Raw genomic sequence first — 26604 nt, forward strand, 5'->3', positions numbered from 1 at the left:
AATTTACAGAACTGGGTATTGGCTTCCTGCTTTTGGGACTCAAGGATCTCGAACATCCCACTGTCTTCAATAGTTTCCAGTTGAAGTTCCCAGTAAATTAGCCGCTGGTATAATTCTGCCCATTCTTCGTAAGAATTTACCTGGGCCATATCCATCGCAATTTTCCTGAATTCCTGCTGGTAATTTGAAGTGGTCTTTTCCGAAATAAGTCGGGAATGATCCAGATTCTTCTTAATACTTAAAAGGATCTGGTTTGGGTTTACGGGTTTTATAAGGTAATCGGCTATCTTGGAGCCAATTGCTTCTTCCATAATATACTCCTCTTCACTCTTAGTAATCATCACGATAGGAAGATTTTCTCTTTTCTCCTTGATTTCAGCTAAAGTTTCCAGGCCGGTGAGACCAGGCATATTTTCGTCGAGAAAAACAATATCAAAATTCTCCTGTTCAATTTGCTCTAAAGCTTCTGTACCACTCTTGCTGGTAGTGACTTCGTAATTTTTATTCTCCAGAAAAAGGATATGCGGCTTTAGTAAATCGATCTCATCATCTACCCATAATATTTTGATATTATTCATATATGTATATTTGTTTTAAATTAAAGAAAATAAGGCTTGGCATCTCAACACAAACTTAAAATATTAAACGACCCAATTTACGGATTTATTACCATCCCGAGTCAGCAGATCTTTAACCTTATCGAGCATCCATATTTTCAGAGATTACGGCGTATTTCGCAAATGGGACTTTCTTACCTGGTTTACCCCGGTGCCCATCATACAAGGTTTCATCATGCTCTTGGCTGTGTTCATTTAATGCAAAAGGCGGTGAGAATTCTTCGTTATAAAGGAGTTACGATCTCCGAGGCAGAAGAAGAAGCCTTGCAAATTGCAATTCTTTTGCACGATATTGGCCACGGTCCCTTTTCTCATGCTATGGAGCATAGTATCGTTGAGGGCATTGATCACGAAAGTATATCATTGCTTTTTATGGAGGAAATCAACCGGGAATTTAACCAAAATTTAACGCTGGCTATCCAGATCTTTAAGGGCGACTACGAAAGGAAGTTTTTAAATCAGTTAGTATCAAGCCAGCTGGATATGGATAGGCTTGATTACCTTAAGAGAGATAGTTTTTATACCGGTGCCGCTGAGGGGAATATTAATAGTGAACGTTTAATTACCATGCTTAATGTTGTAAACGGGGAGCTGGTAGTGGAAGAGAAGGGGATATACTCAGTAGAAAAATTTCTGGTAGCCCGCCGACTCATGTATTGGCAGGTTTACCTACATAAAACCAGTCTGGTTGCAGAACAATTACTCATTAGGGTATTAAAAAGAGCTAAGGAGCTTATTGAAGAAGGGACAAAATTACATGCCAGTAAGGCCCTGATGTTTTTTCTGAATAATAAAGTTACCCGTGATAATTTCGATAAAGAAACCCTGGATGTTTTTTCCCGTCTTGATGATTACGATATCATGATGGCGATGAAAGAATGGATAGAATGTGATGATTTTGTATTGAGTAATTTGTGCGGAATGATAATAAACCGGGATTTGCTGAAGGTGAAAATCAAAAAGAAAAAACCTTCCTCTGAAAAACTGGCACGACACCGGGAAAAACTTCAGAAGAAATATAATATATCGGAAAAAGAGGCGAATTACTTTGTATTTAGCGGGGAGATCGCAAACCTTGCTTATAAAACGGAAAAGAATAATATTAACATTCTTCATAAGAACGGGAAGATCAGTGATGTAGCTAAGGTTTCTGATCATTTAAATCTGGAAGCCCTTTCTAAAACGGTGGTGAAATATTATATCTGTTACCCCAAGCCCAAACATTAAACCATTTTTTTTACTTTTGCCAGAATGAAATTTACCGCATCACAAATAGCAGAGATACTGGAAGGAAAGATCGTAGGTGATCCCGAAGCCGAAGTATCTGAACTTGCCAAGATCGAAGAAGGTACTGAAGGGGCATTGACATTTTTAAGCAATCCAAAATATAATTCCTATATATATTCTACCAAAGCTTCAATAACCATCGTAAATGAAGACTTTAAACCTGAACAGCCTATACATACAACTCTGATTAAAGTTAGGGATGCTTATAAAGCTTTCTCGAAGTTGTTGGATTATTACAATAAGGTTAAGTTGAACAAATCCGGAATCGAGCAACCCAGTTATGTTTCCGAAGATGTGGAATATGGAGAAGATATCTATCTTGGAGCATTTTCCTATATAGGGAAAAATGTAAAATTGGGAGATAATGTAAAAGTTTATCCTAATGTCTATTTAGGAGATAATGTAAAGATTGGAAATAATGTGGTTCTTTTTTCGGGAGTCAAGATCTATTCAGATTGCATTGTTGGAAGCAATTGCGTGATTCATAGTGGGGTAATTGTAGGTGCCGATGGTTTTGGTTTTAGTCCTGAAGAAGATGGAAAATACGCCAAAGTTCCCCAGATTGGGAATGTTATTATTGAAGATGATGTAGAAATTGGAGCCGGAACCACTATAGATAGGGCTACCCTGGGATCAACAATAATTAGAAAAGGCGTGAAACTGGATAATCAAATTCAGATCGCACATAATGTTGAGATTGGAGAACATACTGCTATTGCTGCTCAAACAGGCATTGCCGGGTCTACTAAAATCGGTAAAAATTGTCTTATTGGCGGGCAGGTAGGTATTGCCGGTCACTTATATATTGGAGACCGCGTTAGGATCCAGGCACAATCTGGAATTGGCCGGAATGTAAAAGATGGGGAAGCCTTACAGGGAAGTCCGGCAATAGGTTATAGCGATTACAATAAATCTTATATTCATTTTAAAAATTTGCCCAAAACAGTTGACACCATAGAGCAACTAAGGAAAAAAATTGAAAATAATGGCTGAAATAGTTTCTAAGCAAACAACCATAAAGGAAGAAGTTTCCCTTAAAGGCGTAGGCCTGCACACCGGACAATCGGTAACTATTACTTTTAAACCTGCCCCTGAGAATACAGGATATGTATTTAAAAGACTGGACCTTGATGGCGAACCAGAGGTGGAGGCCGATGTTGCTTTTGTGGTAAACACTAAGCGCGGGACCAATCTAGAAAAGAATGGGGTGTCTATCCAGACTTCGGAACATGTACTCGCTGCATGCGTAGGACTAGAGATAGACAACCTTATAATGGAGCTTGATGCTTCTGAACCGCCCATAATGGATGGATCTTCTAAATTTTTTGTCGAAGCTCTTGAAAAAGCAGGTATTGAAGAACTGGATGCCGATCGGGAGGAATATGAAGTAGATGAAGTAATATGTTATCACGATGACGAATCGGGAAGCGAGATTATTGTGATGCCTGCAGATGAATACCAGGTAACTGCCATGGTTGATTTTGGAACCAAGGTTCTTGGAACCCAGAATGCTTCCCTCAATCACCTTTCTCAATTTAAGGAGGAAATCGCTGATGCCAGGACTTTTAGCTTTCTACATGAACTAGAGGCTCTACTTGATCATGGATTGATTAAAGGAGGCGATTTAAACAATGCTATTGTTTATGTAGATAAAGAAATTGGTGAGGAAACCATGCAAAAACTCCGTGTCGCTTTTAACCGAAAGGAGATGTCGGTAAAACCAAATGGAATTCTGGATAACCTTACTTTACATTATCCCAATGAAGCAGCAAGGCATAAGCTACTTGATGTAATAGGAGATCTTGCCCTTATAGGGACGAGAATAAAAGGTAAAGTGATTGCCAATAAACCAGGCCATTATGTAAACACTCAGTTTGCAAAAAAAATGGCAAAGATCATCAAAGCTGCAAGAAGAAATAATGTTCCAAAGATCAATCCTGATATTAAGCCTTTGATGGATGTTAATGATATCATGAATACTTTGCCTCACAGGCCTCCATTTTTATTGGTAGATAAAATTTATTCCTGTACCGACACCTGTGTAATAGGTATGAAAAATGTTACTATGAATGAACCTTTCTTTGTAGGACATTTCCCCGGTAAACCCGTAATGCCCGGAGTATTACAGGTAGAGGCTATGGCACAAACAGGAGGTATTCTCGCTCTAAGATCGGTTCCCGATCCTGAAAATTACCTTACCTATTTTATGAAAATAGATAATGTGAGGTTCAAACAACAAGTTGTGCCCGGAGATACTTTAATTTTTAAACTTGAATTATTAGCGCCTATTCGTAGGGGGATCTGTCAAATGCAGGGTTATGCCTACGTAAATGGAAAATTAGCAACCGAAGCGGTTCTTATGGCGCAAATCGTAAAAGCAAAATAAATATTATGAACCAACCTTTAGCATATGTGCATCCCGGAGCTAAGATTGCCAAAAACGTGGTGATCGAGCCTTTTACAACAATTCATAATAATGTTGTAATTGGAGAAGGCACCTGGATTGGTTCTAACGTAACTATAATGGAAGGTGCCCGTATTGGAAAAAACTGTAGTATTTTTCCGGGCGCTGTGATCTCAGCAATTCCGCAGGATAAGAAATTTGATGATGAGGATACTTTAACCGTCATTGGAGATAACACCACTATTAGGGAATGTGTTACCATTAACCGTGGCACTACAGATAGAATGAAAACAGTGATTGGTAATAATTGCTGGATTATGGCATATTGCCATATTGCCCACGATTGTATAGTTGGCGATAACTGTATTTTTTCTAATAACAGCACCCTGGCAGGGCATATTAATGTAGGAGATTACGTAATCCTGGCAGGGATGGCGGCTATCCAGCAGTTTTGTAGTATTGGTAATCATGCATTTGTTACAGGCGGATCCCTGGTAAGAAAAGATGTTCCGCCGTTTGTGAAGGCAGGAAGAGAACCTTTATCTTATGTTGGGATTAATTCCATAGGCCTGAGACGAAGAGGTTTTAGCACCGAAAAAATCAGGGAGATCCAGGATATTTATCGAATCCTCTATCAAAAAAATTATAATAATTCCCAGGCCGTGGCTATTATTGAAGCAGAAATGCAGGCAACTTCCGAGAGGGATGAGATACTTGAATTCATTAAAAACTCACAACGAGGTATCATGAAAGGATACGTAGGATCAAATTAATAAATTAGAATTATGGCAACTACCAGCGACATCAGAAATGGATTGTGTATTAAATATAATCACGATATTTTTAAAATTGTTGAATTCCTTCACGTAAAACCAGGCAAGGGTCCGGCCTTTGTTCGCACCAAACTAAAAAGTGTAACTACCGGAAAGGTGATCGAGAACACTTTTTCAGCAGGGCATAAAATAGACGATGTAAGGGTTGAAACTCATAAATTTCAGTTTCTTTATAACGATGGGGAATTCTATCATTTCATGAATGTAGAAGATTATACGCAAATAAGACTTCTGGAATCTGCCTTAGATCAGCCAAAACTATTAAAAGAAGGAGAAGTTGTTACGGTAATTATTAATACCGAAGATAATATGCCGCTTTCAGTAGAAATGCCAGCCAGTGTTGTTTTGGAAGTTTCCCATACAGAACCTGGAGTGAAAGGCAATACTGCTACAAATGCAACAAAGCCAGCAACTGTGGAAACCGGCGCCGAGGTAAATGTTCCTCTTTTTATAAACGAAGGAGATAAGATAAGGATAGAAACCGAAAAGGGTACTTACAAGGAAAGAATTAAAGAGTAAAGCTAAATTGTGATAAAAACCAGGCCTTCATGCCTGGTTTTTATCCATTAAAAAGGGCATAGATGAAATTTCCGCAAAAACACAGTTTACAACAAATAGCCACGATCCTGGATTGTGAATTTGTAGGAGCTGAAGATTTTCCGGTAACCGGAATGAACGAGATCCATGTGGTTACTCCAGGGGACATCGTTTTTGTAGATCATCCCAAATATTACGATAAGGCATTAAATTCTGCCGCAACGGTGGTGTTGATTAATAAAAAAGTAGAAGTACCTGAAGGAAAGGCTTTGTTGATTTCTGATGATCCTTTTAGAGATTTTAATAAACTTACCCGGTATTTTAAACCCTTCGGGAAAGCTCATAAATCAATTGCTGATTCAGCAAAAATAGGCGAAGGAAGTATTATTCAGCCTAACGCATTTGTAGGTAATAATGTAGTGATTGGAAAGAACTGTCTTATTCATGCTAACGTAAGCATCTATGATAATACAATTATTGGAGATAATGTAACCATTCACTCTGGGACGGTACTCGGGGGAGATGCTTTTTATTATAAGAATAGACCGGAAGGCTTTGATAAGCTCCTTTCAGGAGGCCGTGTAGTCATTGAAAATAATGTAGATATTGGTGCCAATTGCACTATAGATAAAGGAGTGACCGGTGATACTACCATTAAGGAAGGTACTAAGCTCGATAATCTTATCCAGGTAGGCCACGATACCGTAATCGGGAAAAAATGTCTTATCGCCTCCCAGGTTGGAATTGCGGGCGCCGTTGTTATTGAAGATGAAGTAACTATATGGGGACAGGTTGGTTTCCGTAGTGGTATTACTGTTAAAAAAGGTGGTGTGATGATGGGGCAGGCCGGGATTACTAAATCTACAAAGGAAAATACAATTTACACCGGAAATCCTGCGATGGAAGCCCGGGCTAAATTAAAAGAGTTGGCGCTCTTAAGACAATTGCCTAAATTACTCCAAAAATTAAAATAGACGATTATGGCTTCAAGCGGAAAAGAAATTGTTAAAAATTTTTATACTTCCGATTTTTACCAGGATAAAGAGGTCCTGAAAGAATTCCTTCATCCACAGGTAGAACTGTCCTGGTATGGTACTACTGGTCTTAAAAAACTAAATCTCGATGAGATTTCGGCCATTAGCCATGAATTAGCACAGTCTTTTGAATCGCTAAGAGCTGAAGTTGAAAATGTAATTTCAGAAAAAGGAAAAACCGCCATTCAATTCACTTATCACGTTAGAACTATAGAAAATCCCGAAGAGGAAATGCCCCTCGCTCATTTTATGGCTATCTGGGAAATAAAAGACGATAAACTCTACCGGGGAGTTCAAATAAGTCAGATTGGGGAAGAGATGAATGAACAAGCCTGGTTATAAAGTTTCCTAATTCGTATGGATTTACCTGAATCCATTGGTAAACCTGATAATTAACTTCCAAAAAACTTTAGGTTTTATTATTAAAAACCTACTTTTGTTATCGCAAAAAATATAAAATTTATGAGCGTTTTAGTCAATAAAAATTCAAAGATAATCGTGCAGGGATTTACCGGAAGTGAAGGTACTTTCCACGCCGAACAAATGATAGAGTACGGAACCAATGTGGTAGGGGGAGTGACTCCTGGAAAAGGCGGACAAAAACACCTTGACCGACCAGTTTTCAACACAGTATCTGATGCTGTAAAGGAAACCGGAGCAGATGTTTCTCTCATTTTTGTACCACCAGCTTTCGCAGCCGATGCAATTATGGAAGCTGCTGATGCTGGAATAAAAGTGATTATTACTATTACCGAAGGTATTCCTGTTGCCGATATGGTAAAGGCTTCAAACTATATTAAAGATAAAGATACCAGGTTGGTTGGCCCTAACTGTCCGGGTGTGATTACTCCGGGTGAGGCTAAAGTTGGTATTATGCCTGGTTTCGTTTTCAAAAAAGGAAGCGTTGGGATTGTATCCAAATCAGGTACACTAACTTATGAAGCGGCCGACCAGGTTGTAAAACAAGGTCTTGGAATAACTACCGCTATTGGAATAGGTGGAGATCCAATTATTGGAACCACCACCAAAGAAGCCGTGGAATTATTGATGAATGACGATGAAACCGAAATTATTGTAATGATTGGTGAGATCGGTGGTCAACTTGAAGCTGATGCAGCTCAATGGGTTAAGGAAAACGGTAATAAAAAACCGGTAATTGGTTTTATCGCCGGAGAAACTGCACCAGCAGGTCGTACTATGGGTCATGCCGGAGCCATCGTTGGAGGTAGTGAAGATACCGCTCAGGCTAAGAAAAAGATCCTGAAGGAAAATGGAATTCACGTAGTAGATTCTCCTGCTGAAATCGGTAAAAAAGTAGCTGAAGTTCTTAAAGGATAAGACTTCGCTTTAAATATATTAATCCTTCTGTTTCGCCTAAATTCAGGTGACTTCAGAAGGATTTTTTAATGGAAAATATTTAAGCTTCCTGCTTTTACTATATTTGAATAAAATAAACAACCAATCTTTTTTTATATGAAAGGAGCATAACGGAAATAGGATTCTAACACCAATGAAGTTATGCGAATTACATATGACCTGTAAAAAACAAATAATATAAACTTATGAAACTCTTAGAAGGAAAAAACGCCATAATTACCGGTGGTAGCCGTGGAATAGGGAAGGGGATCGCCCAGGTTTTCGCTGAACATGGCGCCAATGTAGCTTTCACCTATAACTCCTCTGCTGAATCGGCTAATGAACTGGCCAAAGAACTTAGCGGGATGGGTGTAAAAGCTAAAGCCTATAAATCTAATGCCGCCAGTTTTTCTGAAGCTGAACAACTCGTTAAAGATGTAGTTGAAGACTTTGGAAGCATAGACATTCTGGTAAACAATGCCGGGATCACTAAAGACAATCTGCTTATGCGAATGAGCGAAGAAGATTTTGATAAGGTGATAGAGGTTAACCTGAAATCTATTTTTAATATGACCAAAGCGGTGCAAAGAACCTTACTGAAGCAACGCAAAGGAAGCATTATTAATATGAGCTCAGTGGTTGGGGTTACAGGAAATGCCGGACAGTCTAATTATGCGGCTTCAAAAGCCGGGATTATTGGTTTTTCCAAATCCATGGCGCTGGAGCTTGGCTCAAGAAATATACGTACCAACGTGATCGCACCAGGTTTTATCGAAACTGAAATGACTGGTAAACTGGATGAGAAAACCGTTGAGGGCTGGAGACAGGCTATCCCATTAAAACGGGGTGGAACTCCTGAAGATATAGCTAATGCCTGTGTTTTTCTGGGAAGTGATATGAGTAATTATATCACCGGACAGGTTCTGCATATCGATGGTGGTATGCACACTTAATTTTAAATGCATAAACATTTAAATATTAAAATGCCGATAAAAAGGTTCTTCCCTTATTTTTAAGGGGAGGTGCCGAAGGCGGAGGGGGTTTCTTCGGGATAATAAATACTTCGTAGTTCTGATTTCTAACTTCGTAGCATTTTATTTATCTTTCCCTAATGGATATTAACAACATTATTTTGATAACCCTGGCTGCAATAATTGCGCTGGGGTTTTCTTTTTTCCAGTATCTATACCGCGGAAAAAAAAGGCAACGTGATAAATATGTTTTTTTTGGTTTGAGAGCCTCCACCGTTTTTATTCTTCTGTTGTTGCTAATAAATCCAAAGATCACCACCACTTCTCATCAAATTGAAAAGCCAAACCTAATTCTGGCAGCCGATAATTCGGCATCCATTGCATATCTAAATCAGGCTGATACGCTTCAAAACCTTATAAGCAGTTTGGAAAATAATAAAGAGCTGCAGCAGCGATTTGATATTTCCAGACTCAGTTTTAGCAAGGATATTCAATTAACCGACAGCCTGAGTTTCAGTGAGACTCAAACCGATATAAATAAGGTCTTAAGCAAAGTCAGCGATATTTACAGTAGTAAGCATACCGCTGTTGTTCTCTTTACCGATGGAAACCAGACTCTGGGGCGGGATTATAGATATTTTAAAAGCAGCCCTGGGCAATATTTGATGCCTGTGGTCTTAGGAGATACCAGCAGCTATGCCGATCTTGAAATCAACAGGCTTAATGTTAACCGGTATGCTTTTTTGGATAATCGCTTCCCTGTTGAAGTGATTATTAACTATAATGGACAGGATGCTGTTTCTTCCCGATTCGAGCTGCGCTCGGGAGAAGCTGTGTTGTTTACTCAGGATTTAACCTTTGGCCCCGAAACCACTTCAACAAAAATTAATACTACCCTGCCTGCCAGCCGGCTTGGTGTGCTTACTTATGAGGCGGTAATTGTTCCTGATGCTTCAGAAAAGAATATAGAAAACAACCGGCGTAAATTCGCAGTAGAAGTTATTGATGAACGCAGCCGGATTTTGTTGCTTAGCGATCTTTCCCATCCGGATTTGGGCGCAATTAAAAAATCTGTAGAGAGTAACCGGCAACGCGAATTAGAAATAAAGTATTTAGATAAGGATAATTATGTTTTACAGGACTACCAATTGGTGATACTTTATCAACCCCATGCGGGTTTCAGGGAAATATTGGAGGATTTAAAAACTGAAAATATCAATAGTTTTATTGTGACCGGGACTAAAACAGATTGGCGTTTTCTTAATTCCAGCCAGGAATTATTTAGCAAAGATTTTGCCGCTCAATCTCAGGAGGTCGAGCCTTTGTATAATTCTAATTTCTCCCGCTTTCAGTTTGAAAATATTGGATTTAATGATTTTCCACCACTTTTGGATATGTTTGGAGAGATTGAGCCAAATGGGTTGGATCCGCTTTTATTTCAAAAAATTGAAAATGTAGAAACCACACAGCCTTTACTGGCAATAGCCGAAAGTAGGAAAAACAAATTTGGAGTATTATTTGGGGAGGGAATCTGGCGATGGAGGGCAAAGGCCTGGAGAGACAGCGGTTCCTTTGAGGAATTCGATGGTTTTCTTGGTAAAATTATACAGAATCTTGCTTCTCAAAAGCAGCGGGAACGCCTCAGCCTGGATTACGAATCTTTTTACTACGGAAATGAAAAGATATCGATAAGCGCGAAATACTTTGATGAAAACTATATTTTCGATCCCGGGGCAACTTTGAATGTCAGGATAGATAATAAAAAAGCAGGGGATCTTTCCCACAGTCAAATGGTCCTTAGAAATAATTCTTATGTTCTGGACCTGGAAAATCTACCGGAAGGAGAATATGAGTTTTTAATAAAGGAGGAAGTTACGGGGATAAGTAAAACCGGAAAATTTAATATTGTGGCTTCAACTGTGGAAAAACAGTTCGCATCGGCCAATCTGGAAAAACTTCAGTTTTTTGCTAATAACAATAATGAACAGGTTTATTTCCCCAATAACCAGGAAGCTTTAATCTCCCGCCTCCTTAATGACGAAAACTTCATTCCAGTACAGAAAAGCAATGAAAAAAACGTACCTTTGGTGAACTGGTATTATCTTTTGTTTCTGATGGTCCTCTTGCTCGCAGCAGAATGGTTCTTCAGAAAATACCGGGGTCTAATTTAAAATTCAAAAAAATAGATGGAAAAATTACCTAAAATTGGTTTACCGATAATCATCGGTATTGTTTTATTAATAATATTTGTCTCAAAATCCACTGTGACTATTGGATCCGGGGAAGCCGGTGTGCTCTACAGAACTTTTGCCGGCGGGGTTGTTACCGATGAACCTCCTTTAAATGAAGGATTTCACCTGGTAGCTCCCTGGAATAAAGTTTTTGTATATGAAGTACGTCAACAATCCCTGGAAGAATCAATGACGGTTTTAAGTTCTAACGGACTAGAGATTAGAGTTGATGCTTCAACCTGGTTTCAACCTACTTACAGCCAATTGGGAAAACTTCATAGTGAGAAAGGGGAAGCCTATATCCAACGTTTGCTTCAACCTGCAATTAGATCGGCAGCCAGAGCCGTTGTGGGGAGATATATTCCGGAGCAATTATATGCCAGCAAGAGAGAAGCAATTCAAAAGGAGATCCTGGAAGAAACCAGAATTCTTTTAAAGGATCAATATGTTCAGGTAAATGAAGTACTGGTTCGCGATGTGGCATTGCCTCCAAATATTAAGGATGCGATAGAACGCAAACTTCGCCAGGAACAGGAATCTCTTGAGTATGAGTTTCGTCTAACTAAAGCAGAGCAGGAAGCGGAAAGACAACGTATTGATGCACAGGGTAAAGCAAGAGCTAATGAGATCCTTAACGCGTCTCTTACTCCCAATATCCTGCGAGAAAAAGGAATACAGGCAACCCTTGAACTGGCCCGTTCCAACAATGCAAAAACAGTGGTTATAGGCTCTGGAGAAGATGGGATGCCTTTGATCCTGGGAAATAATTAATCAAACAATTCATAAAATTTAAATTGCATTATTGCTAAATGGATTTTATGTTTTAAGTTTGTCGCAACAATGAGAACAATTCAATTACATCATCATCATTTTTACCCCCACGCTCAGGCGAGGTAAATTTGATATGTAGTAATTTCACATATTTTAAAAACCCGTTTGAGTCTTCAAACGGGTTTTTTATTTTTAAAAACTTCCTGTTTGAAGATCTGAAAATGATTAAATTAAAACCTAAAAATTAAAAAAATGAATCAGGAAAAGTTAAGGATTGCCATTCAAAAATCAGGAAGACTAAATGAAGATTCCCTCAAAATCTTAAAAGAAGCCGGTATATCCATAGACAATGGTAAAGAGCAACTTAAGGCTACTGCCCGGAACTTTCCCCTCGAAGTAATGTACCTTAGAAATGGAGATATCCCCCAGTACTTGCGGGATGGAGTTGTAGATGTGGCAATTCTGGGAGAAAATGTGCTAGTTGAAAAAGGCAAGGATATCATCCGCGGTGAGAAGCTGGGATTTTCTAAATGTCGTGTATCCCTGGCCGTTCCAAAATCAATGAAATACAAAGGGATTCAGGATCTGGATGGAAAAAAGATCGCAACTTCCTATCCCAATACCGTAAATGAATTTCTTGCTGAAAAAGGGATTTCTGCAGAACTGCACATTATTAACGGTTCGGTAGAGATCGCTCCAAATATTGGACTTGCCGACGGGATTTGCGATATAGTTTCCAGCGGAAGCACTTTATTTAAAAACGGTTTGAAAGAAGTGGAAGTAATGTTGAAAAGCGAAGCAGTGCTGGCTGTTTCTCCTAAAATTTCTGCGGAAAGAAAAGCGATTCTGGAAAAGCTACAGTTCAGACTAAAATCGGTATTGAATGCCCGAACTTCAAAATATATTCTCCTTAATGCCCCAAACGATAAACTGGATAAGATCATAGAATTACTTCCTGGAATGAGAAGCCCAACGGTACTACCTCTGGCAGAAGAAGGTTGGAGCTCTATTCACACAGTGATTAACGAAGAGCGTTTCTGGGAAGTGATAGACGAGCTTAAAGAAAATGGCGCCGAAGGTATCCTTGTGGCTCCAATTGAGAAAATGGTAATGTAAAGTTTTAGTAATGAAAAGATTCAACAACCCCGCCCGCGAAAATTGGTCAGAAATCCTTAAACGTCCTACTCAAAGTCTGGAAGATATAGAAGAGACTGTAAACCAGGTTTTTTCAGAGGTAAAAACAAAAGGTGATCTGGCCGTAGCCAAATACACCGAACTATTCGATGGTTTCAAACTGGATGATACCCGGGTTTCCCGGGAAGAGACCGAAGCTGCTATAGAAGAAGTCCCCGCAGATCTTAAGGAAGCTATTAGACTTGCGAAATCAAATATTTCTAAGTTTCATAAAGCGCAAATGACCGAAAGGATTTCTGTGGAAACCTCTCCGGGAGTGGAGTGCTGGCAGGAAAAAAAGGCTATTCAAAAAGTAGGACTTTATATTCCCGGTGGTAGTGCGCCTTTATTTTCTACTATTTTAATGCTTGCTGTTCCGGCTTCTCTTGCAGGCTGCAAGGAAATCGTATTGTGTACACCTCCCGGGAAAGACGGTAAAATAGATCCAGCAATTCTCTATACCGCCGAACTATGCGGTGTAACACAAATTTTTAAGGTGGGTGGAATTCAGGCGATCGCCGCGATGACCTTTGGAACCGATAGCATCCCAAAAGTTTACAAGATATTTGGGCCCGGAAATCAGTTTGTAACCGTAGCTAAACAATACGCTACCCGGTACAATGTGGCTATAGATATGCCCGCTGGTCCTTCTGAACTTTTAGTAGTTGCCGACGATACGGCAAATGCAGCCTTTGTGGCATCCGATCTTTTAAGCCAGGCAGAACACGGTGCCGATAGCCAGGTAGTCCTTGTTTCTACTTCGGAAGAGCTAATCGATGCCGTGGAAGAAGAAATTAAGGACCAGCTGAAGGAACTGCCTAGAAAAGGGATAGCACAACAGGCCATTGAACACTGTAGGTTTATCTCTATGAAGCTGGATGAAACTGCCCTGGATTTGATTAATTTCTATGGTCCGGAGCACTTTATCATCTGTACTCAAAACGAGGATTTTTATACCGAAGGAATTGAAAATGCAGGCTCGGTATTTATTGGGAATTATACTCCCGAGAGCGCCGGGGATTACGCCTCGGGTACCAACCATACCCTGCCTACCAATGGGTACGCTAAACAATATAGCGGCGTAAATCTGGATAGTTTTATGAAGGCTATGAGCTTTCAGAAGATTTCTGCTAAAGGTATTCAGGAAATTGGTTCTGCTATCGAATTAATGGCCGAAGCCGAAGGCTTATATGCACATAAAAATGCTGTTAGTTTAAGGCTGAAAGAATTGAAAAAATGAGAGATTTCAATATCAAAAAGCTGGTAAGAGCTAATGTGGTAGGCCTTAAACCCTATTCTTCGGCCAGGGACGAATATAAGGCGGTGGGAGAAGAGATGATCTTTCTCGATGCCAATGAAAATCCCTTTTCCAGCGATGTAAACCGTTATCCCGATCCTCAGCAGCGCAATCTTAAAGCACAATTGGCTAAAATAAAAGGGATTCCTGTTGAAAGTATCTTGCTAGGAAACGGAAGCGATGAAGTTCTGGACCTTCTGTTCCGGGCCTTTTGCGAACCGGGAACAGATAATGTTATCAGCCTGCCACCCACCTACGGGATGTATTCGGTTTTAGCTGGTATAAACAATGTAGAAAACCGGGAGGTGTTGCTGGATAGTAATTTTCAGCCAAATGTCCCGGAAATTCTTGAAAAAGTTGATGCTAATACCAAAATGATCTTTTTGTGTTCACCGAACAACCCTTCCGGGAATTCTTTTGCTAGTGATAAGGTGGAAGAAATTCTAATGAATTTCAAAGGATTGGTCGTGATCGATGAGGCTTATATCGATTTTTCAGAAAAGGAAAGTTGGCTTCAGAGGCTTAATAATTTCCCGAATCTTGTGATTACCCAAACCCTTTCTAAAGCTTATGGTCTTGCCGCAATAAGGCTTGGAATTCTATATGCTTCCGAAGAAATTATCTCAATCCTGAATAGAATTAAACCGCCTTACAACGTGAATCAATTAACACAGGAAAGAGCCCTGGAGGAATTAAAAGACCAGGAAAAGCTGAACACGCAGGTAGCAGTTATTCTTAAGGAAAGAGCCAAATTAAATTCAGCGCTGAAAGGAGTAGATCTTATAAAAGAAATATATGAGTCTGATGCGAATTTTATCCTGGTTAAAGTAGATGATGCTAATAAAAGATATGAGCAACTTATTGAGAAAGGGATTGTGGTTAGAAACCGAAGTTCTCAACCGCTTTGTGAGAGTACACTGAGATTGACAGTGGGGACTAAGAGTGAGAATGAGAAATTATTGAATGCTTTAAAGAGTTTAAATTAAAAAATGGATCTCCGCCTTCGCGGAGATGACTAAGTTTTAGTTATGAAAAAAGTACTGTTTATAGATCGTGATGGCACCCTGGTGCTTGAGCCGGAAGATTACCAGGTAGATAAGCTGGAGAAACTGGAATTTTACCCGGAGGCTTTTTATTATCTCTCCCGAATTGCGCGCGAGCTGGATTATGAGCTGGTGATGGTAACCAATCAGGATGGTTTGGGCACCGATGTATATCCTGAAGAAAGCTTTTGGCCTATTCAGAATTTTATCCTGAAAAGCTTTAAAAATGAAGGCGTGGAGTTCAAAGATATTTTGATGGACCGCACTTTCCCCGAAGAAAATTCACCTAATCGAAAGCCTAATACCGGTTTACTGAAAGGGAAATATCTCGACAACCCGGAATATGATCTCGAGAATTCAGTGATGATCGGCGACCGGCTTACCGATATGGAATTCGCCCTGAATTATGGCGGAAAAGGAATTTTTATCGATACCCATGAAGATCTGGGCAGCGAGGAGGTTCAGGAGAAAATGGAGAAAGTAGAGAAAATAATTTCCTTAAAAACCTCCAGCTGGAAGGATATTTATGAGTTTCTAAAGCTGGAATCCCGTACCGCAGAGATCTCAAGAAAAACCAACGAGACCGATATTTTTATAAGGCTGAACCTGGATGGCACAGGAAAATCAGCTATTTCGACGGGACTGGCCTTTTTCGATCATATGCTGGACCAGATTGCCCGCCACGGTCAAATGGATATGGAAATAGAGGTGAAAGGCGACCTGGAGGTAGACGAACACCACACTATTGAGGATACCGCGATCGCTCTGGGAGAAGTTTTTAGCATGGCTCTGGGCGATAAACTTGGAATTGAACGCTATGGCTTTTGCCTCCCGATGGATGACTCTCTGGCACAAGTCGCCATAGATTTTGGCGGAAGGAACTGGTTGGTTTGGGAAGCTGACTTTAAACGCGAAATGATTGGAAAGATGCCCACCGAGATGTTTTACCATTTCTTTAAATCTTTTACCGATGGGGCTAAGGCAAATCTCAACATCAAAGCTGAAGGCAACAACGAACACCATAAGATCGAGGCGATTTTTAAAGCCTTCGCAAAAGCCATTAAAATGGCTGTGAAAAGAGATGCCGAAAAAATGATTTTGCCCTCAACCAAGGGAATGCTTTAAAGATTAGAAGATAAGAGTAAAGAGCCAAAAGCTCATTACTCAATATAAATTGACCAATACTAAAACATGAAAATAGTAATAGTAGACTACGGCGCCGGGAATATTCAGAGCATTAAATTTGCGATTAAACGTCTTGGTTTCGATGCTGTATTGAGTAGTGATGCTGAAGAGATCAAAGCTGCCGATAAGGTGATTTTTCCCGGTGTGGGAGAAGCAGGTAGTGCAATGCGAATGCTAAAAAGCACGGGTCTCGATAAAGTTATTCCTGAACTGAAGCAACCGGTACTGGGCATTTGCCTGGGAATGCAGCTAATGTGCAGGCATTCAGAGGAAGGGAATACTGAAGGTTTAGGGATTTTTCACGCCGATGTGGTGAAATTCAGGAACGGACTCAAAGTACCCCAAATCGGCTGGAACCGGATTTATGACCTAAAATCTGAGCTTTTCGAGGGAATTAAGGAGCAGGAATTCGTGTACCTGGTGCATAGCTACTATGTTCCCGAATGCGCTGAAACTATCGCTTCTACCGAATACGGCGTGGAATATACCACGGCAATTCAAAAAGATAACTTTTACGGAGTACAATTCCACCCCGAAAAAAGCAGCGATGCCGGGGAGAAAATTTTAGAGAATTTTTTAAAGTTAGAGGTACGAAGTTAGAGGTACGAGGGGGGAAATAAGAAGTTTATTTAATAATATAAGTAATGAATGATCTTAAAGAAAGGACGAAGAGATTTGCTATAAATTGTTGGTTTTTATGTAAGCAAATCCCATATTCGAGGGAATAGAATGCCTATGTAAATCAGCTAATTCGTAGTTCCAGTTCGGTAGGTGCCAACTACAGAGCTTCCCAGCGGGCTAAATCAACTGCAGATTTTATTAATAAACTTAAAATCGTAGAGGAGGAAGTGGACGAAAGTATGTACTTTTTGGAATTATTTCTAGAAATTATGAAAGACAAAAATATTGACACGATTAAAAACCTTCATACTGAAGCAAATGAACTTCTTGCAATCACCGTTTCATCTATAAATACGGCAAGACGAAACCAAAATCAAAAAAATAAACTTATAAAGGAGTATACTTCTAACTTTTAAACTCTAATTTCTAACTTCAAAATGAGAATTATTCCGGCAATAGATATCATCGAGGGAAAATGTGTAAGACTTTCCAAAGGTGATTATGATACCAAAAAGATTTATAATGAAAACCCGTTGGAGGTGGCTAAGAATTTTGAGGCTCACGGGATAGAGCATTTGCACCTGGTTGATCTTGATGGAGCCAAGTCTAACCACATTGTAAATCATAAAATCCTGGAGCAGATCGCTTCCAAAACAGCACTAAAAATCGACTTTGGCGGTGGATTGAAATCGGATGAAGATTTGCGTATCGCCTTTGAAAGCGGTGCCGATCAAATCACCGGCGGAAGTATTGCCGTGAAAGACCCTGAAATTTTTAAAAGTTGGATCGAAAAATTTGGTTCAGAAAAAATTATTCTTGGCGCCGATGCTAATAACGAAAAAATAGCTGTGAGCGGGTGGCAGGAAGAATCGGAACTGGAATTGATTCCCTTTATCCAGGAATATCAGAAAGAGGGCGTGCAATACGTGATCTGTACCGATATTTCTAAAGATGGGATGCTGGAAGGACCTGCTTTTGAGCTTTATAAAAGAATCCTGAAAGAGACCAGTGGACCTTCTGCTGGTGACGGGAAAGACCAGGAGCCCATAAGATTAATCGCTTCCGGAGGAATTTCAGAATTTGATGAGCTTCCAAAACTGGCAGAATTGGGTTGTGAAGGAACAATCATTGGAAAAGCTATTTATGAAGGTCGCATTCAGCTCAAACAACTTGAAAAATTCATTCTGCAAAAAGATAACTTTTAACTTCTAATTTCGTACTTCTAACTTCAAATTATGCTTACAAAACGAATCATACCCTGCCTGGATATAAAAGACGGAAGAACCGTAAAAGGCGTGAATTTTATAGACCTTAGGGATGCCGGAGATCCGGTAGAATTGGCTGAGCTCTATGCCAAATCCGGGGCCGACGAGCTGGTTTTTCTTGATATTACGGCTACCGAGCAGAAAAGGAAAACCCTGGCCGAGATGGTTAGAAGAGTGGCCGAAAAAGTGAATATTCCTTTTACTGTTGGCGGCGGAATTTCATCGGTAGAAGATGTAGATATTTTGCTAAAAAATGGTGCAGATAAGGTTTCTGTTAATTCCTCGGCGGTGAAAAGACCAGAGCTTATCAATGAGCTTTCAGCAAAATTTGGGAGTCAGTGTATCACCGTGGCTATAGATGCGAGACAGGTAAACGGGGAGTGGCTTGTACACCTGGTAGGCGGAAAAGTGCCCACAGATATCGATTTATTTGATTGGGCTAAAGAAGTGGAAGAAAGAGGGGCCGGGGAAATTTTGTTTACCTCGATGAACAATGATGGAACCAAGAGCGGATTTGCCAATGAGGCCCTGGCGGTATTGTCTTCAGCATTGAAAATCCCTATTATAGCTTCGGGTGGAGCCGGGAATATGCAGCATTTCACCGATGTATTTTTAAAGGGAAGGGCCGATGCCGCCCTGGCAGCAAGTGTTTTTCATTTTAAGGAGATAGAAATTAAAGATTTAAAAGAAGAATTACGACGTAACGGAATAGAAGTAAGACTCTAAAAAATAAAAAATGAATATAGATTTCAATAAAAACCAGGACGGTCTTGTGCCAGCGATCATTCAGGATGTGAACACTAAAAATGTCTTGATGCTGGGGTATATGAACGAAGAGGCTTTTTTAAAAACCAACGAGACTAAAAAAGTGACCTTTTTCAGTAGAAGCAAAGGTCGCTTGTGGACCAAAGGGGAGGAGAGTGGAAATTTTTTGAACCTGGTTGATATAAAGAACGACTGCGATAATGATACCTTGCTTATTTCTGTGATTCCGCAGGGCCCAACTTGCCATAAGGGAACCGATACCTGCTGGGCAGAGAACAACGAACCTAATTTCGGGTTTTTATCGAATCTGGAGGGTGTTATCGAAAAGCGAAAAAGAATGAGCGAGGTAGAACCCGAACTCAGGAAAGATAAAAAGAGTTATGTGGTTTCCCTTTTTGATGAGGGCATTAATAAAATAGCTCAGAAAGTAGGGGAAGAGGCTGTAGAAACCGTGATTGAAGCTAAGGACGATAATGACGAGCTCTTTTTAAATGAAAGCGCCGATCTTTTATTTCATTACCTGATCCTGTTGCAGGCAAAAGGATTTACCCTTAAAGACATCTCAAAAGTCCTGGAAGAACGGCACCGCTAATCCTTCCAGGTTCCGAACTTTCCTGATTGATAATCGGCATAGGCCTGGTTGATTTCTTCCATAGAGTTCATCACAAAAGGGCCACGGGCTACTACCGGCTCGTCAAAAGCTTCTGCGTGGCCATATAGTAAAGTTGAATCTTCTATGGCCTCAATTTTTAGTTCTTCGGAATCATTTCCGAAATCCACCAGGTATAATTTCATTGCCTGTTCCTCATTTACCTGCAGTTCACCTTTGATCACATAGAATAAGATATTGTGGGTTTCAGGTACCAGCAGTTCCAGTTTAGCTCCTTTTTTCAGGAAGACCATGGCCAGGTTTATGCCGGTTTCAGGTTGGAAGGCGCCTTTAGTTCCTTCAAATTCCCCGGAAACTACCTGAGCTTTTCCGCCCTCAAATTCTACCACGGGAATATCGGCACGCTGTAAACCTTTATACCATGGTTTGGTCATTTTAAGTCGTGCCGGTAGATTTACCCAAAGCTGCAGAAGCTCCAGCGGCCCGCCTTTTTCTTTAAATTCATCAGAAGAAACCTCGGCGTGTATGAGTCCGTTGCCTGCCGTCATCCACTGCACTCCTCCGGCACCAATAACGCTTTCATTTCCATCGGAATCTTTGTGAGAGATATCTCCCTCCAGAATAAAGGTTACGGTTTCCATCCCGCGGTGGGGGTGTGGACCGAATGGCAGTCCGTTATTATTAGGTTTATAAGTTTGTGGACCGTGATGATTGAGAAAGATGAAAGGGTCTATCATATCAATACTGCCCGTGGGCATTGGTGAATAAGTAACTAAGTCTCCAATAGGGCGATATTCAGCTTTGACGACCTTTCTAATACTTCTCATTTCTTATTTATTGCGAACATATATAAGCTTGAAACGACTGTTTTGTCCTGAACGCGATTCTACCTCAAATTTAGGTACAGAACTTATTAAGGGAGTGAGTTTTTCGTACCCATAATTACGCGAATCGAAGTTAGGTTGTTTCTTTTGAAGTAAACTTCCAACGTCTCCCAGGAAGGCCCAGCCGTCTTCATCGGCTACATCTGAAATGGTCGTGGAAATAAGCTTGATCACTTTCGGGGTGATCTTGTCTACATTCTTTTTACGCGATTTTTTGCCGCCTTTTCCGGAGTCTCCGCTTTCTTTATCATCGGTATCGCTATCCTTAAGGATTTCAAGGTAAATGAAACGATCACAGGCTACGATAAAGGGATCGGGGGTTTTCTTTTCTCCAATTCCGTAGACTTTCATTCCGGCTTCACGCAGGCGGGTGGCAAGTTTAGTAAAATCGCTGTCACTGGAAACAAGGCAGAATCCATCTACCTTACTCGAATAGAGAATATCCATCGCATCGATGATCATGGCCGAGTCGGTCGCATTCTTTCCCTGTGTGTAAGCATATTGCTGAATTGGGTTTATTGCATTCTCCAGAAGAACCCCCTTCCACTTTGCCAGATGTGGTTTCGTCCAGTCTCCGTAAATTCGTTTAATGGTAGGATTGCCATATTTAGCGATCTCCTCCATCATTTCTTTGATATATGCAGAAGGGATATTGTCCCCGTCTATTAGTACTGCAAGATTGTGATCCATATTTTATGTTGAAATTATTTCTAAAGGTACAAAAAAAGGCCGCCCCGGGACCTTGGAGGTTCGGGACGGCAGGGAAAAAATGTTTTCCTTTTTAGCTATAACGATAAATAGCATTCATTTTGGAACTGTTTTCGGGCATTTGTTCTTCATCAAGGAGGAATACATTTCCGCCCTGATTGAGCACATTACGGGCTGCCCAGTTCATAAGGGAAAAATTTCCGTTATGTTGACGCTCCTGTATATCCACTTTCATTTCTTCTTCATTATAGGTACCCCATATTTCCGAATTCCTGTCAAGAAATAAAGTATCTACTTTTCCCTGGTGGATGGCGGGAAGGATGTCGTGAACGCTAACTGCCGTTTTTCCATTCTGGTCCTGGAACTGTTTTAGCTTGTCACGTTTTTGTTTTTCAAAAAGCGGTTCTATGGTTTCCCAGGCGCGTTGATGTAGGCCCAGCATATCTGTATCTTTAGGGTTTCCTGTAACAGCCTCCGGATACAAATTATCATAGGTGTTTGCCTCCTTGTAGATGGGGAAAAGATAATCCTGACAGGCAACCAGGAATGGCAGCTTTTCTTCCTGTAAAAGGGCATGTAGTCCCTGATCTACTGCTCTAAAGTACCTGAATATCTCATTCTTGCGCTCCCTGTCTGCACCGGCGTGGCCGTGCATAGCCTGTTGTCCCATGGAATTAGCCCCACTTTTTTGCTGAAGGGTTTTTTCTTCATAATCATAACCTACCCGGTCTTCCAGGCGATCTGGCGTGAGATCATCTATATCTACCGGCGCAATACCGTACTTTGAAGCTTCAAATAGCTCCACATTCTCTACCTGAAGTGATAAAAGGTAGAACCTGCCATCTCCAGAGAATAAAGGCACCAAAGGTTTTAAATAAAATTCACTGTTTATATAAAATTGGGGATCAAATTTTAAAGGAAGCGTAAACTTTCTGAAAAATCCTTCGGCAACATAAATCGCCAAACCATCGGACTGATGGCGCCAGAACCCTTTGTCATTTAATAACTTTTGGATAGGCTCGTTAAGCTTTTCGATTTTATCTTTGGAAACTTCTTTTTCTTCGAGATTATTTTTGATTTCTTTCCACAGGGATTTCAAGTGCGTCTTGCTTTTTTCTTCCAATACATCCTTGCCTGCACGCTGGGTAGGAATAAATATTGAAACACTTAGTTCATCATTAAATCCTGCTAGTTCCTGAAATTCTTTTTCACTTATTAATGACATAATTTCCTTTTTTGGTTAAAAATGCAGAGGAAGAACCAAATGGTTTTACCTCTTGATTTTTATGATTAAAACTTAATGATAAGATAAGCCGAATTGCGGGGAAATCAAAGGTTTTAAGTCGGTGCGACTGCTAAATTTTTCTTAAGAATTAACCGCTGGGACAGCTTTTATACTTTTTTTACAAAAGGAATTGCAGTTTGAGAAGCTTAGGTTTAATGCTCGCCTTCAGGTTCTACGTGAATAAGCACATCAAAAATTTCGGGGAGTTCTGAGAGCAGTTCTTCTTTTACGTCATGTGCAATATCGTGGCCTTCTTTCACTGTGATGTGGGCATCCACAATTATATGAAGGTCTACGTGAAAGTGCATCCCTGTTTTACGCACAAGACATTTTTCGGTTTCTAGAACTCCGGGTACTTTTTCGCTGGTTTCCCTAATGTCCGCTATCATATCATCGAACATATGTTCATCCATAACCTCCCCGAGGGCAGGGCGTAGAATTAAATAGGCATTGTATAGAATAAAGCCGGAAGCCAGTAGCGCGGCCCAGTCATCGGCTGTTTCGTAGCCCGGGCCCATAAGTATCGCAAAGGAGATCCCAATAAAGGCCATCAGTGAAGTGATGGCGTCACTGCGATGATGCCAGGCATCTGCTTTTAAAGAAGTGCTTTTGGTTTCGTCTCCTTTTTTTGAAAAGAACCGGTAAAATACTTCTTTGATAATTACGATTACGGCCAGGACAATAAGGGTGTAGCTCTCCGGGGTTTTGTGAGGGGTTCTGATGTGATCTATGCTTTCATAAGCGATAACCGTGGCTGATACAACCAGGAAGCCTACCACGGCAAAGGTGATTAGAGGTTCGGCTTTTCCGTGACCATAGGGATGATTCTCATCAGGGGGTTTGCTTGAATACTTGAGGCCGAGTAAAACCAGGAAGGATGAAAAAACATCGGTGGTTGACTCTATTCCGTCGGCAATTAAAGCATAGGAATTTCCGAATATCCCGGTGACAAATTTTACCACGGCCAGCACTGCATTACCCAGAATGCTTAAAAAAGAGGCTTGGATGGCTTTTTGGGTGTTTTCGTTCATCGGAAAATTTCAGGAGGCAAAATTACGGTTTTTGAGGAGAGTTAATGCTGGTGAGTTTCTGTTTTCTTGTCCCTGCGGTGGCTCATTCTTCAGAATCGCTTTCTTTTTTACCACCAAACTACAAAAAAAGCTTCGAATGCCATATTAGGACGTTTCATCCAAATAAGGGGAGATTTTTTCTTCTTAAAAGAGGTTTTGATCTCTTCCTTTATTTCTGAAAACGAAACCCAATCTGTTCCAAATTTCGGGGCTATTGGCCAGTCTTGTTTAGTAGGAGCATAATATTTAAAATCTCTGTAATTTGCCGAATCAAATTCGTTAAAGGATAAATAGTAACCGGCAATGCATTCCTGATTGAGATAGGTAATGTTATGTTTATTTAATGCCTTAGGCAGGAATAGCTTTGCTTTAAAATAAGTTTGCTGGATATGGTCTTCCGGAGTTAGTTTCAGGGTTTTCAGGTATTCCCTGGTTTCAGGTTGGTAAAGCAGGGGAAACTGTTTCTGTTTTAATTTATCCATTTTTTGTAAAAAGGAATCTCTTCGGTTAGGGCCAATCCACCGGGCTTCTTCCGAAGAAAAAGAAGGATCGTACACATAGAACTTATAAACCAGTTCCAGGTGAATATTCTGATTGGTATGAGTATCCTTCAGCAAAAAATCCATTTCACCCAGAGTGATTTTCTCCCGGCTTATCTGGATGTTGTTGGCTAGCAGCCTATAGCGATCACTGCTTTGAATAAGGAGTTGAAAGAAACTTTCCATTCGTTTCCCGAGCACGAAATTGGTGGCCAGGGATGGAATGGCTTTCTTAGGATCGGGTAACCCCCGGTGTTCAGTTTCTCCTGCTTCAAATTGTTTTAAGCCCAGTAATTCTCCGCGCCAAAGCGGGGGAGTATGGAGGTAACCCAATAGTTGCTTTTTAATTCTTTCTTTCATTAATCTCCCTGCTTGCTATCGGTACTCAGTAAGTAACCAAATGGTTTCAATGAGGATACATTGTTAAAAATAACATTCAGGATGCCTAAAACGGGAATAGCCAGAATCATACCCATCACACCCCAGACCATATTTCCCAAAATAATGGCAAGAATTACAAAGAAAGGATGAATATCTACCTTATCGCCCACAATGTAAGGCTCGAGGATATAACTTTCAATAAACTGTACGATGGTAAATGTTAGAAGGATTCCTATGAGTATTCCTGTTTCTCCCTGCGTGAGATAACCAAAGAATACGGCCAGTCCCATCCCGATGATATTTCCTATAAAAGGGATTAAGGTGAGAAAAGCAGCCAGTATTGAGATGAGAATAAAATTATTTACTCCTGAAAATCCCAGCCCTATACTGTAAAAAACAGATAGCAGCGAAATGAGAATGAGCTTACCTCTTAGGTAATACTGGGCGATATGGGCGGTTTCATCGATAATTTGTTTAACTTCTTCCCTTCTCGAATCTGAAAAAAGTTTCAGTATGAATTTTTTGAGCCTGCTGCGATAATTCAGCAGAAAAAAGATATAAATAAAAGTAAGTAGGTAATTGCTCATAAAGCTCATTACCGAATTAAAGAAATTAAAAGCTCTTTTTCCTGAATCCATGCTGCTCATCATGCTTCCGAGATCATTCTCCTCGCGGTATTCCTGCAAATCCTGTTCACTTACAGGCGTATGTTCATAAAAATAAGTGATGAGTTGCTCTAGTTTGGGTTTCATGGTTTCGGTGATCTTATCCCAGTCGTCTACGAAATTTTTTATCTGAAAGGAGATAAGCGCAAACACCCCAAGGGAAACGATAAACAGCAGAATAGTGCTTAGCAGGGAAGCGACACTTCTATTCAATGGTCCCCGCTCCAATAAATTTCCCAGGGGAATAAGCAGTAAAGCCAGAATGATAGCCGTTACCAAAGGCCCTAAAAAAGCTTTTGCCTCTACAAGACCGTTGAAGAAAAAATAGCTGCCTATAATTATTGCTACAAGGGGAAAAAGTAGTTTTTCGTGAGATTTTATCATGGATTAGCGGGCTTAGTCGCTAACAAATTAGAAAAACTTTTTGGTTTTTGGAAGCTTCCTTGCAAGTCTTATAAAAGGCTTAACAGATTATTCCGGACTAAAACTCCCGGATATGCTGATTTAATTATCCATGATAAGCCTGGTAAGAAAGTTTGTTGGTAAACCTGGTTTTCTATTTATATTCCTTTACAAAGCCTATATTTTTATTCGTCTTCTCTATGCTGATGATGTGATAGGGCTGCATTACCATAGTAGTTTCGTTACCTTGCTGCGGTTTTGTAATGAAGGCTATAACTTCATCATCTTTTTCCAGCAACGTGCTTACCGCAATGCTGTGCCCGCCGTTGGGCCTGAATTTGTCTATAACCACCAACAGGATTTCTTCTGAAAAATTAAATTCGGTACGGCTAAAGTATTTTGTCTGGTCATTAACCGAGTTCAATTGCGCGAGCAGTTCTTCCCAGCTCTCCCGGTCACGAATTACCAATTGTTGTTCGGAAAAATCCTCACCCGTAGATAAATAATGCCGGGCTATGCTTTCAAAATAAATTTCCTCAGCATTGAGATCGTTTTCACTGCAGGAGGAAAAAAATAATAACGACAATACTATTAAAAAGCCCCTGGAGATATTTCCTGTAATAGTTTTCATATTTATAAGATGATTAAAACGGCAGTTGGTTGGGTGAAA

General features: G+C 40.2%; 28 protein-coding genes. 20 read left to right on the forward strand and 8 right to left on the reverse strand.

The genetic code is table 11. The features are described from left to right. Window positions 1-578: response regulator (locus VIM94_RS02125; protein ID WP_332037642.1), on the reverse strand; the 578-nt coding region annotated here is incomplete at its 3' end. 36 nt (window positions 579-614) lie between these two features. Here VIM94_RS02125 and VIM94_RS02130 point away from each other — a divergent pair. From VIM94_RS02130 to hisIE, 20 genes are all read left to right on the forward strand, one after another. Then, complete coding sequence (locus VIM94_RS02130) at window positions 615-1844, forward strand: HD domain-containing protein (protein WP_332037643.1); 1230 nt, start codon at window positions 615-617, stop codon at window positions 1842-1844. Between the two features lie 24 nt (window positions 1845-1868). After that, window positions 1869-2897, forward strand: coding sequence for a UDP-3-O-(3-hydroxymyristoyl)glucosamine N-acyltransferase (gene lpxD / locus VIM94_RS02135; RefSeq protein ID WP_332037644.1), 1029 nt, complete (start codon window positions 1869-1871; stop codon window positions 2895-2897). Continuing rightward, window positions 2890-4290, forward strand: coding sequence for a bifunctional UDP-3-O-[3-hydroxymyristoyl] N-acetylglucosamine deacetylase/3-hydroxyacyl-ACP dehydratase (locus tag VIM94_RS02140; RefSeq protein ID WP_332037645.1), 1401 nt, complete (start codon window positions 2890-2892; stop codon window positions 4288-4290). Before lpxD ends, VIM94_RS02140 begins: the two co-directional genes overlap by 8 nt. Window positions 4291-4295: 5 nt before the next feature. Then, complete coding sequence (gene lpxA, locus VIM94_RS02145; protein WP_332037646.1) at window positions 4296-5081, forward strand: acyl-ACP--UDP-N-acetylglucosamine O-acyltransferase; 786 nt, start codon at window positions 4296-4298, stop codon at window positions 5079-5081. A 12-nt stretch (window positions 5082-5093) separates the two neighbouring features. After that, complete coding sequence (efp, locus tag VIM94_RS02150) at window positions 5094-5660, forward strand: elongation factor P (RefSeq protein WP_332037647.1); 567 nt, start codon at window positions 5094-5096, stop codon at window positions 5658-5660. 62 nt (window positions 5661-5722) lie between these two features. Continuing rightward, window positions 5723-6652 (forward strand): UDP-3-O-(3-hydroxymyristoyl)glucosamine N-acyltransferase, encoded by a 930-nt coding sequence (locus VIM94_RS02155; RefSeq protein WP_332037648.1) that lies wholly within the window; start codon window positions 5723-5725, stop codon window positions 6650-6652. A gap of 6 nt (window positions 6653-6658) precedes the next feature. Continuing rightward, window positions 6659-7054 carry a nuclear transport factor 2 family protein gene (locus VIM94_RS02160; protein ID WP_332037649.1) on the forward strand — a complete coding sequence of 132 codons (396 nt, stop codon included), beginning with the start codon at window positions 6659-6661 and terminating at the stop codon, window positions 7052-7054. Window positions 7055-7174: 120 nt separating this feature from the next. Beyond that, the gene (gene sucD, locus VIM94_RS02165) at window positions 7175-8050 is read left to right on the forward strand and encodes a succinate--CoA ligase subunit alpha (RefSeq protein ID WP_332037650.1); all 876 of its coding nucleotides are present in this window, start codon (window positions 7175-7177) and stop codon (window positions 8048-8050) included. 224 nt (window positions 8051-8274) lie between these two features. After that, a complete protein-coding gene (fabG, locus tag VIM94_RS02170) occupies window positions 8275-9021 on the forward strand; it encodes a 3-oxoacyl-[acyl-carrier-protein] reductase (RefSeq protein ID WP_332037651.1) in 747 nt (248 codons plus the stop codon). 158 nt (window positions 9022-9179) lie between these two features. Continuing rightward, window positions 9180-11210 carry a VWA domain-containing protein gene (locus VIM94_RS02175; RefSeq protein WP_332037652.1) on the forward strand — a complete coding sequence of 677 codons (2031 nt, stop codon included), beginning with the start codon at window positions 9180-9182 and terminating at the stop codon, window positions 11208-11210. A gap of 15 nt (window positions 11211-11225) precedes the next feature. Beyond that, a complete protein-coding gene (locus VIM94_RS02180) occupies window positions 11226-12041 on the forward strand; it encodes a prohibitin family protein (protein WP_332037653.1) in 816 nt (271 codons plus the stop codon). A gap of 252 nt (window positions 12042-12293) precedes the next feature. Next, on the forward strand, window positions 12294-13157 hold the full coding sequence (hisG, locus tag VIM94_RS02185) for an ATP phosphoribosyltransferase (protein ID WP_332037654.1): 864 nt from the start codon (window positions 12294-12296) through the stop codon (window positions 13155-13157). Between the two features lie 10 nt (window positions 13158-13167). After that, window positions 13168-14454: a histidinol dehydrogenase gene (hisD, locus tag VIM94_RS02190; RefSeq protein ID WP_332037655.1), complete on the forward strand. Its 1287-nt coding sequence runs from the start codon at window positions 13168-13170 to the stop codon at window positions 14452-14454. Then, on the forward strand, window positions 14451-15497 hold the full coding sequence (hisC, locus tag VIM94_RS02195) for a histidinol-phosphate transaminase (protein WP_332037656.1): 1047 nt from the start codon (window positions 14451-14453) through the stop codon (window positions 15495-15497). Before hisD ends, hisC begins: the two co-directional genes overlap by 4 nt. A 42-nt stretch (window positions 15498-15539) precedes the next feature. Further along, the gene (hisB, locus tag VIM94_RS02200) at window positions 15540-16679 is read left to right on the forward strand and encodes a bifunctional histidinol-phosphatase/imidazoleglycerol-phosphate dehydratase HisB (protein ID WP_332037657.1); all 1140 of its coding nucleotides are present in this window, start codon (window positions 15540-15542) and stop codon (window positions 16677-16679) included. A gap of 66 nt (window positions 16680-16745) precedes the next feature. Further along, entirely contained in the window at window positions 16746-17339 is a 594-nt protein-coding gene (hisH, locus tag VIM94_RS02205; RefSeq protein ID WP_332037658.1) for an imidazole glycerol phosphate synthase subunit HisH, read from the forward strand. Between the two features lie 149 nt (window positions 17340-17488). Beyond that, window positions 17489-17776 (forward strand): four helix bundle protein, encoded by a 288-nt coding sequence (locus tag VIM94_RS02210; protein WP_414707142.1) that lies wholly within the window; start codon window positions 17489-17491, stop codon window positions 17774-17776. A 21-nt stretch (window positions 17777-17797) separates the two neighbouring features. Beyond that, window positions 17798-18565 (forward strand): 1-(5-phosphoribosyl)-5-[(5-phosphoribosylamino)methylideneamino]imidazole-4-carboxamide isomerase, encoded by a 768-nt coding sequence (gene hisA, locus VIM94_RS02215; protein WP_332037659.1) that lies wholly within the window; start codon window positions 17798-17800, stop codon window positions 18563-18565. A gap of 30 nt (window positions 18566-18595) precedes the next feature. Then, entirely contained in the window at window positions 18596-19351 is a 756-nt protein-coding gene (gene hisF, locus VIM94_RS02220; protein ID WP_332037660.1) for an imidazole glycerol phosphate synthase subunit HisF, read from the forward strand. Window positions 19352-19361: 10 nt separating this feature from the next. Further along, complete coding sequence (hisIE, locus tag VIM94_RS02225) at window positions 19362-19982, forward strand: bifunctional phosphoribosyl-AMP cyclohydrolase/phosphoribosyl-ATP diphosphatase HisIE (RefSeq protein ID WP_332037661.1); 621 nt, start codon at window positions 19362-19364, stop codon at window positions 19980-19982. Here the strand turns inward: hisIE and VIM94_RS02230 are convergent. From VIM94_RS02230 to VIM94_RS02260, 7 genes are all read right to left on the reverse strand, one after another. Further along, the gene (locus VIM94_RS02230; protein ID WP_332037662.1) at window positions 19979-20827 is read right to left on the reverse strand and encodes a pirin family protein; all 849 of its coding nucleotides are present in this window, start codon (window positions 20825-20827) and stop codon (window positions 19979-19981) included. The genes hisIE and VIM94_RS02230 overlap by 4 nt on opposite strands. Before the next feature lie 3 nt (window positions 20828-20830). Next, window positions 20831-21574 carry an NYN domain-containing protein gene (locus VIM94_RS02235; RefSeq protein WP_332037663.1) on the reverse strand — a complete coding sequence of 248 codons (744 nt, stop codon included), beginning with the start codon at window positions 21572-21574 and terminating at the stop codon, window positions 20831-20833. A 91-nt stretch (window positions 21575-21665) separates the two neighbouring features. After that, on the reverse strand, window positions 21666-22817 hold the full coding sequence (locus tag VIM94_RS02240; RefSeq protein ID WP_332037664.1) for a hypothetical protein: 1152 nt from the start codon (window positions 22815-22817) through the stop codon (window positions 21666-21668). A 212-nt stretch (window positions 22818-23029) separates the two neighbouring features. After that, complete coding sequence (locus VIM94_RS02245) at window positions 23030-23908, reverse strand: cation diffusion facilitator family transporter (protein ID WP_332037665.1); 879 nt, start codon at window positions 23906-23908, stop codon at window positions 23030-23032. 107 nt (window positions 23909-24015) lie between these two features. Then, a complete protein-coding gene (locus VIM94_RS02250) occupies window positions 24016-24846 on the reverse strand; it encodes a DUF1853 family protein (protein WP_332037666.1) in 831 nt (276 codons plus the stop codon). Then, a complete protein-coding gene (locus VIM94_RS02255) occupies window positions 24846-25916 on the reverse strand; it encodes an AI-2E family transporter (protein WP_332037667.1) in 1071 nt (356 codons plus the stop codon). Before VIM94_RS02255 ends, VIM94_RS02250 begins: the two co-directional genes overlap by 1 nt. A gap of 172 nt (window positions 25917-26088) precedes the next feature. After that, window positions 26089-26604: hypothetical protein (locus VIM94_RS02260; RefSeq protein ID WP_332037668.1), on the reverse strand; the 516-nt coding region annotated here is incomplete at its 5' end.

Source organism: Salegentibacter sp., assembly GCF_036568425.1.
Classification (GTDB): domain Bacteria; phylum Bacteroidota; class Bacteroidia; order Flavobacteriales; family Flavobacteriaceae; genus Salegentibacter.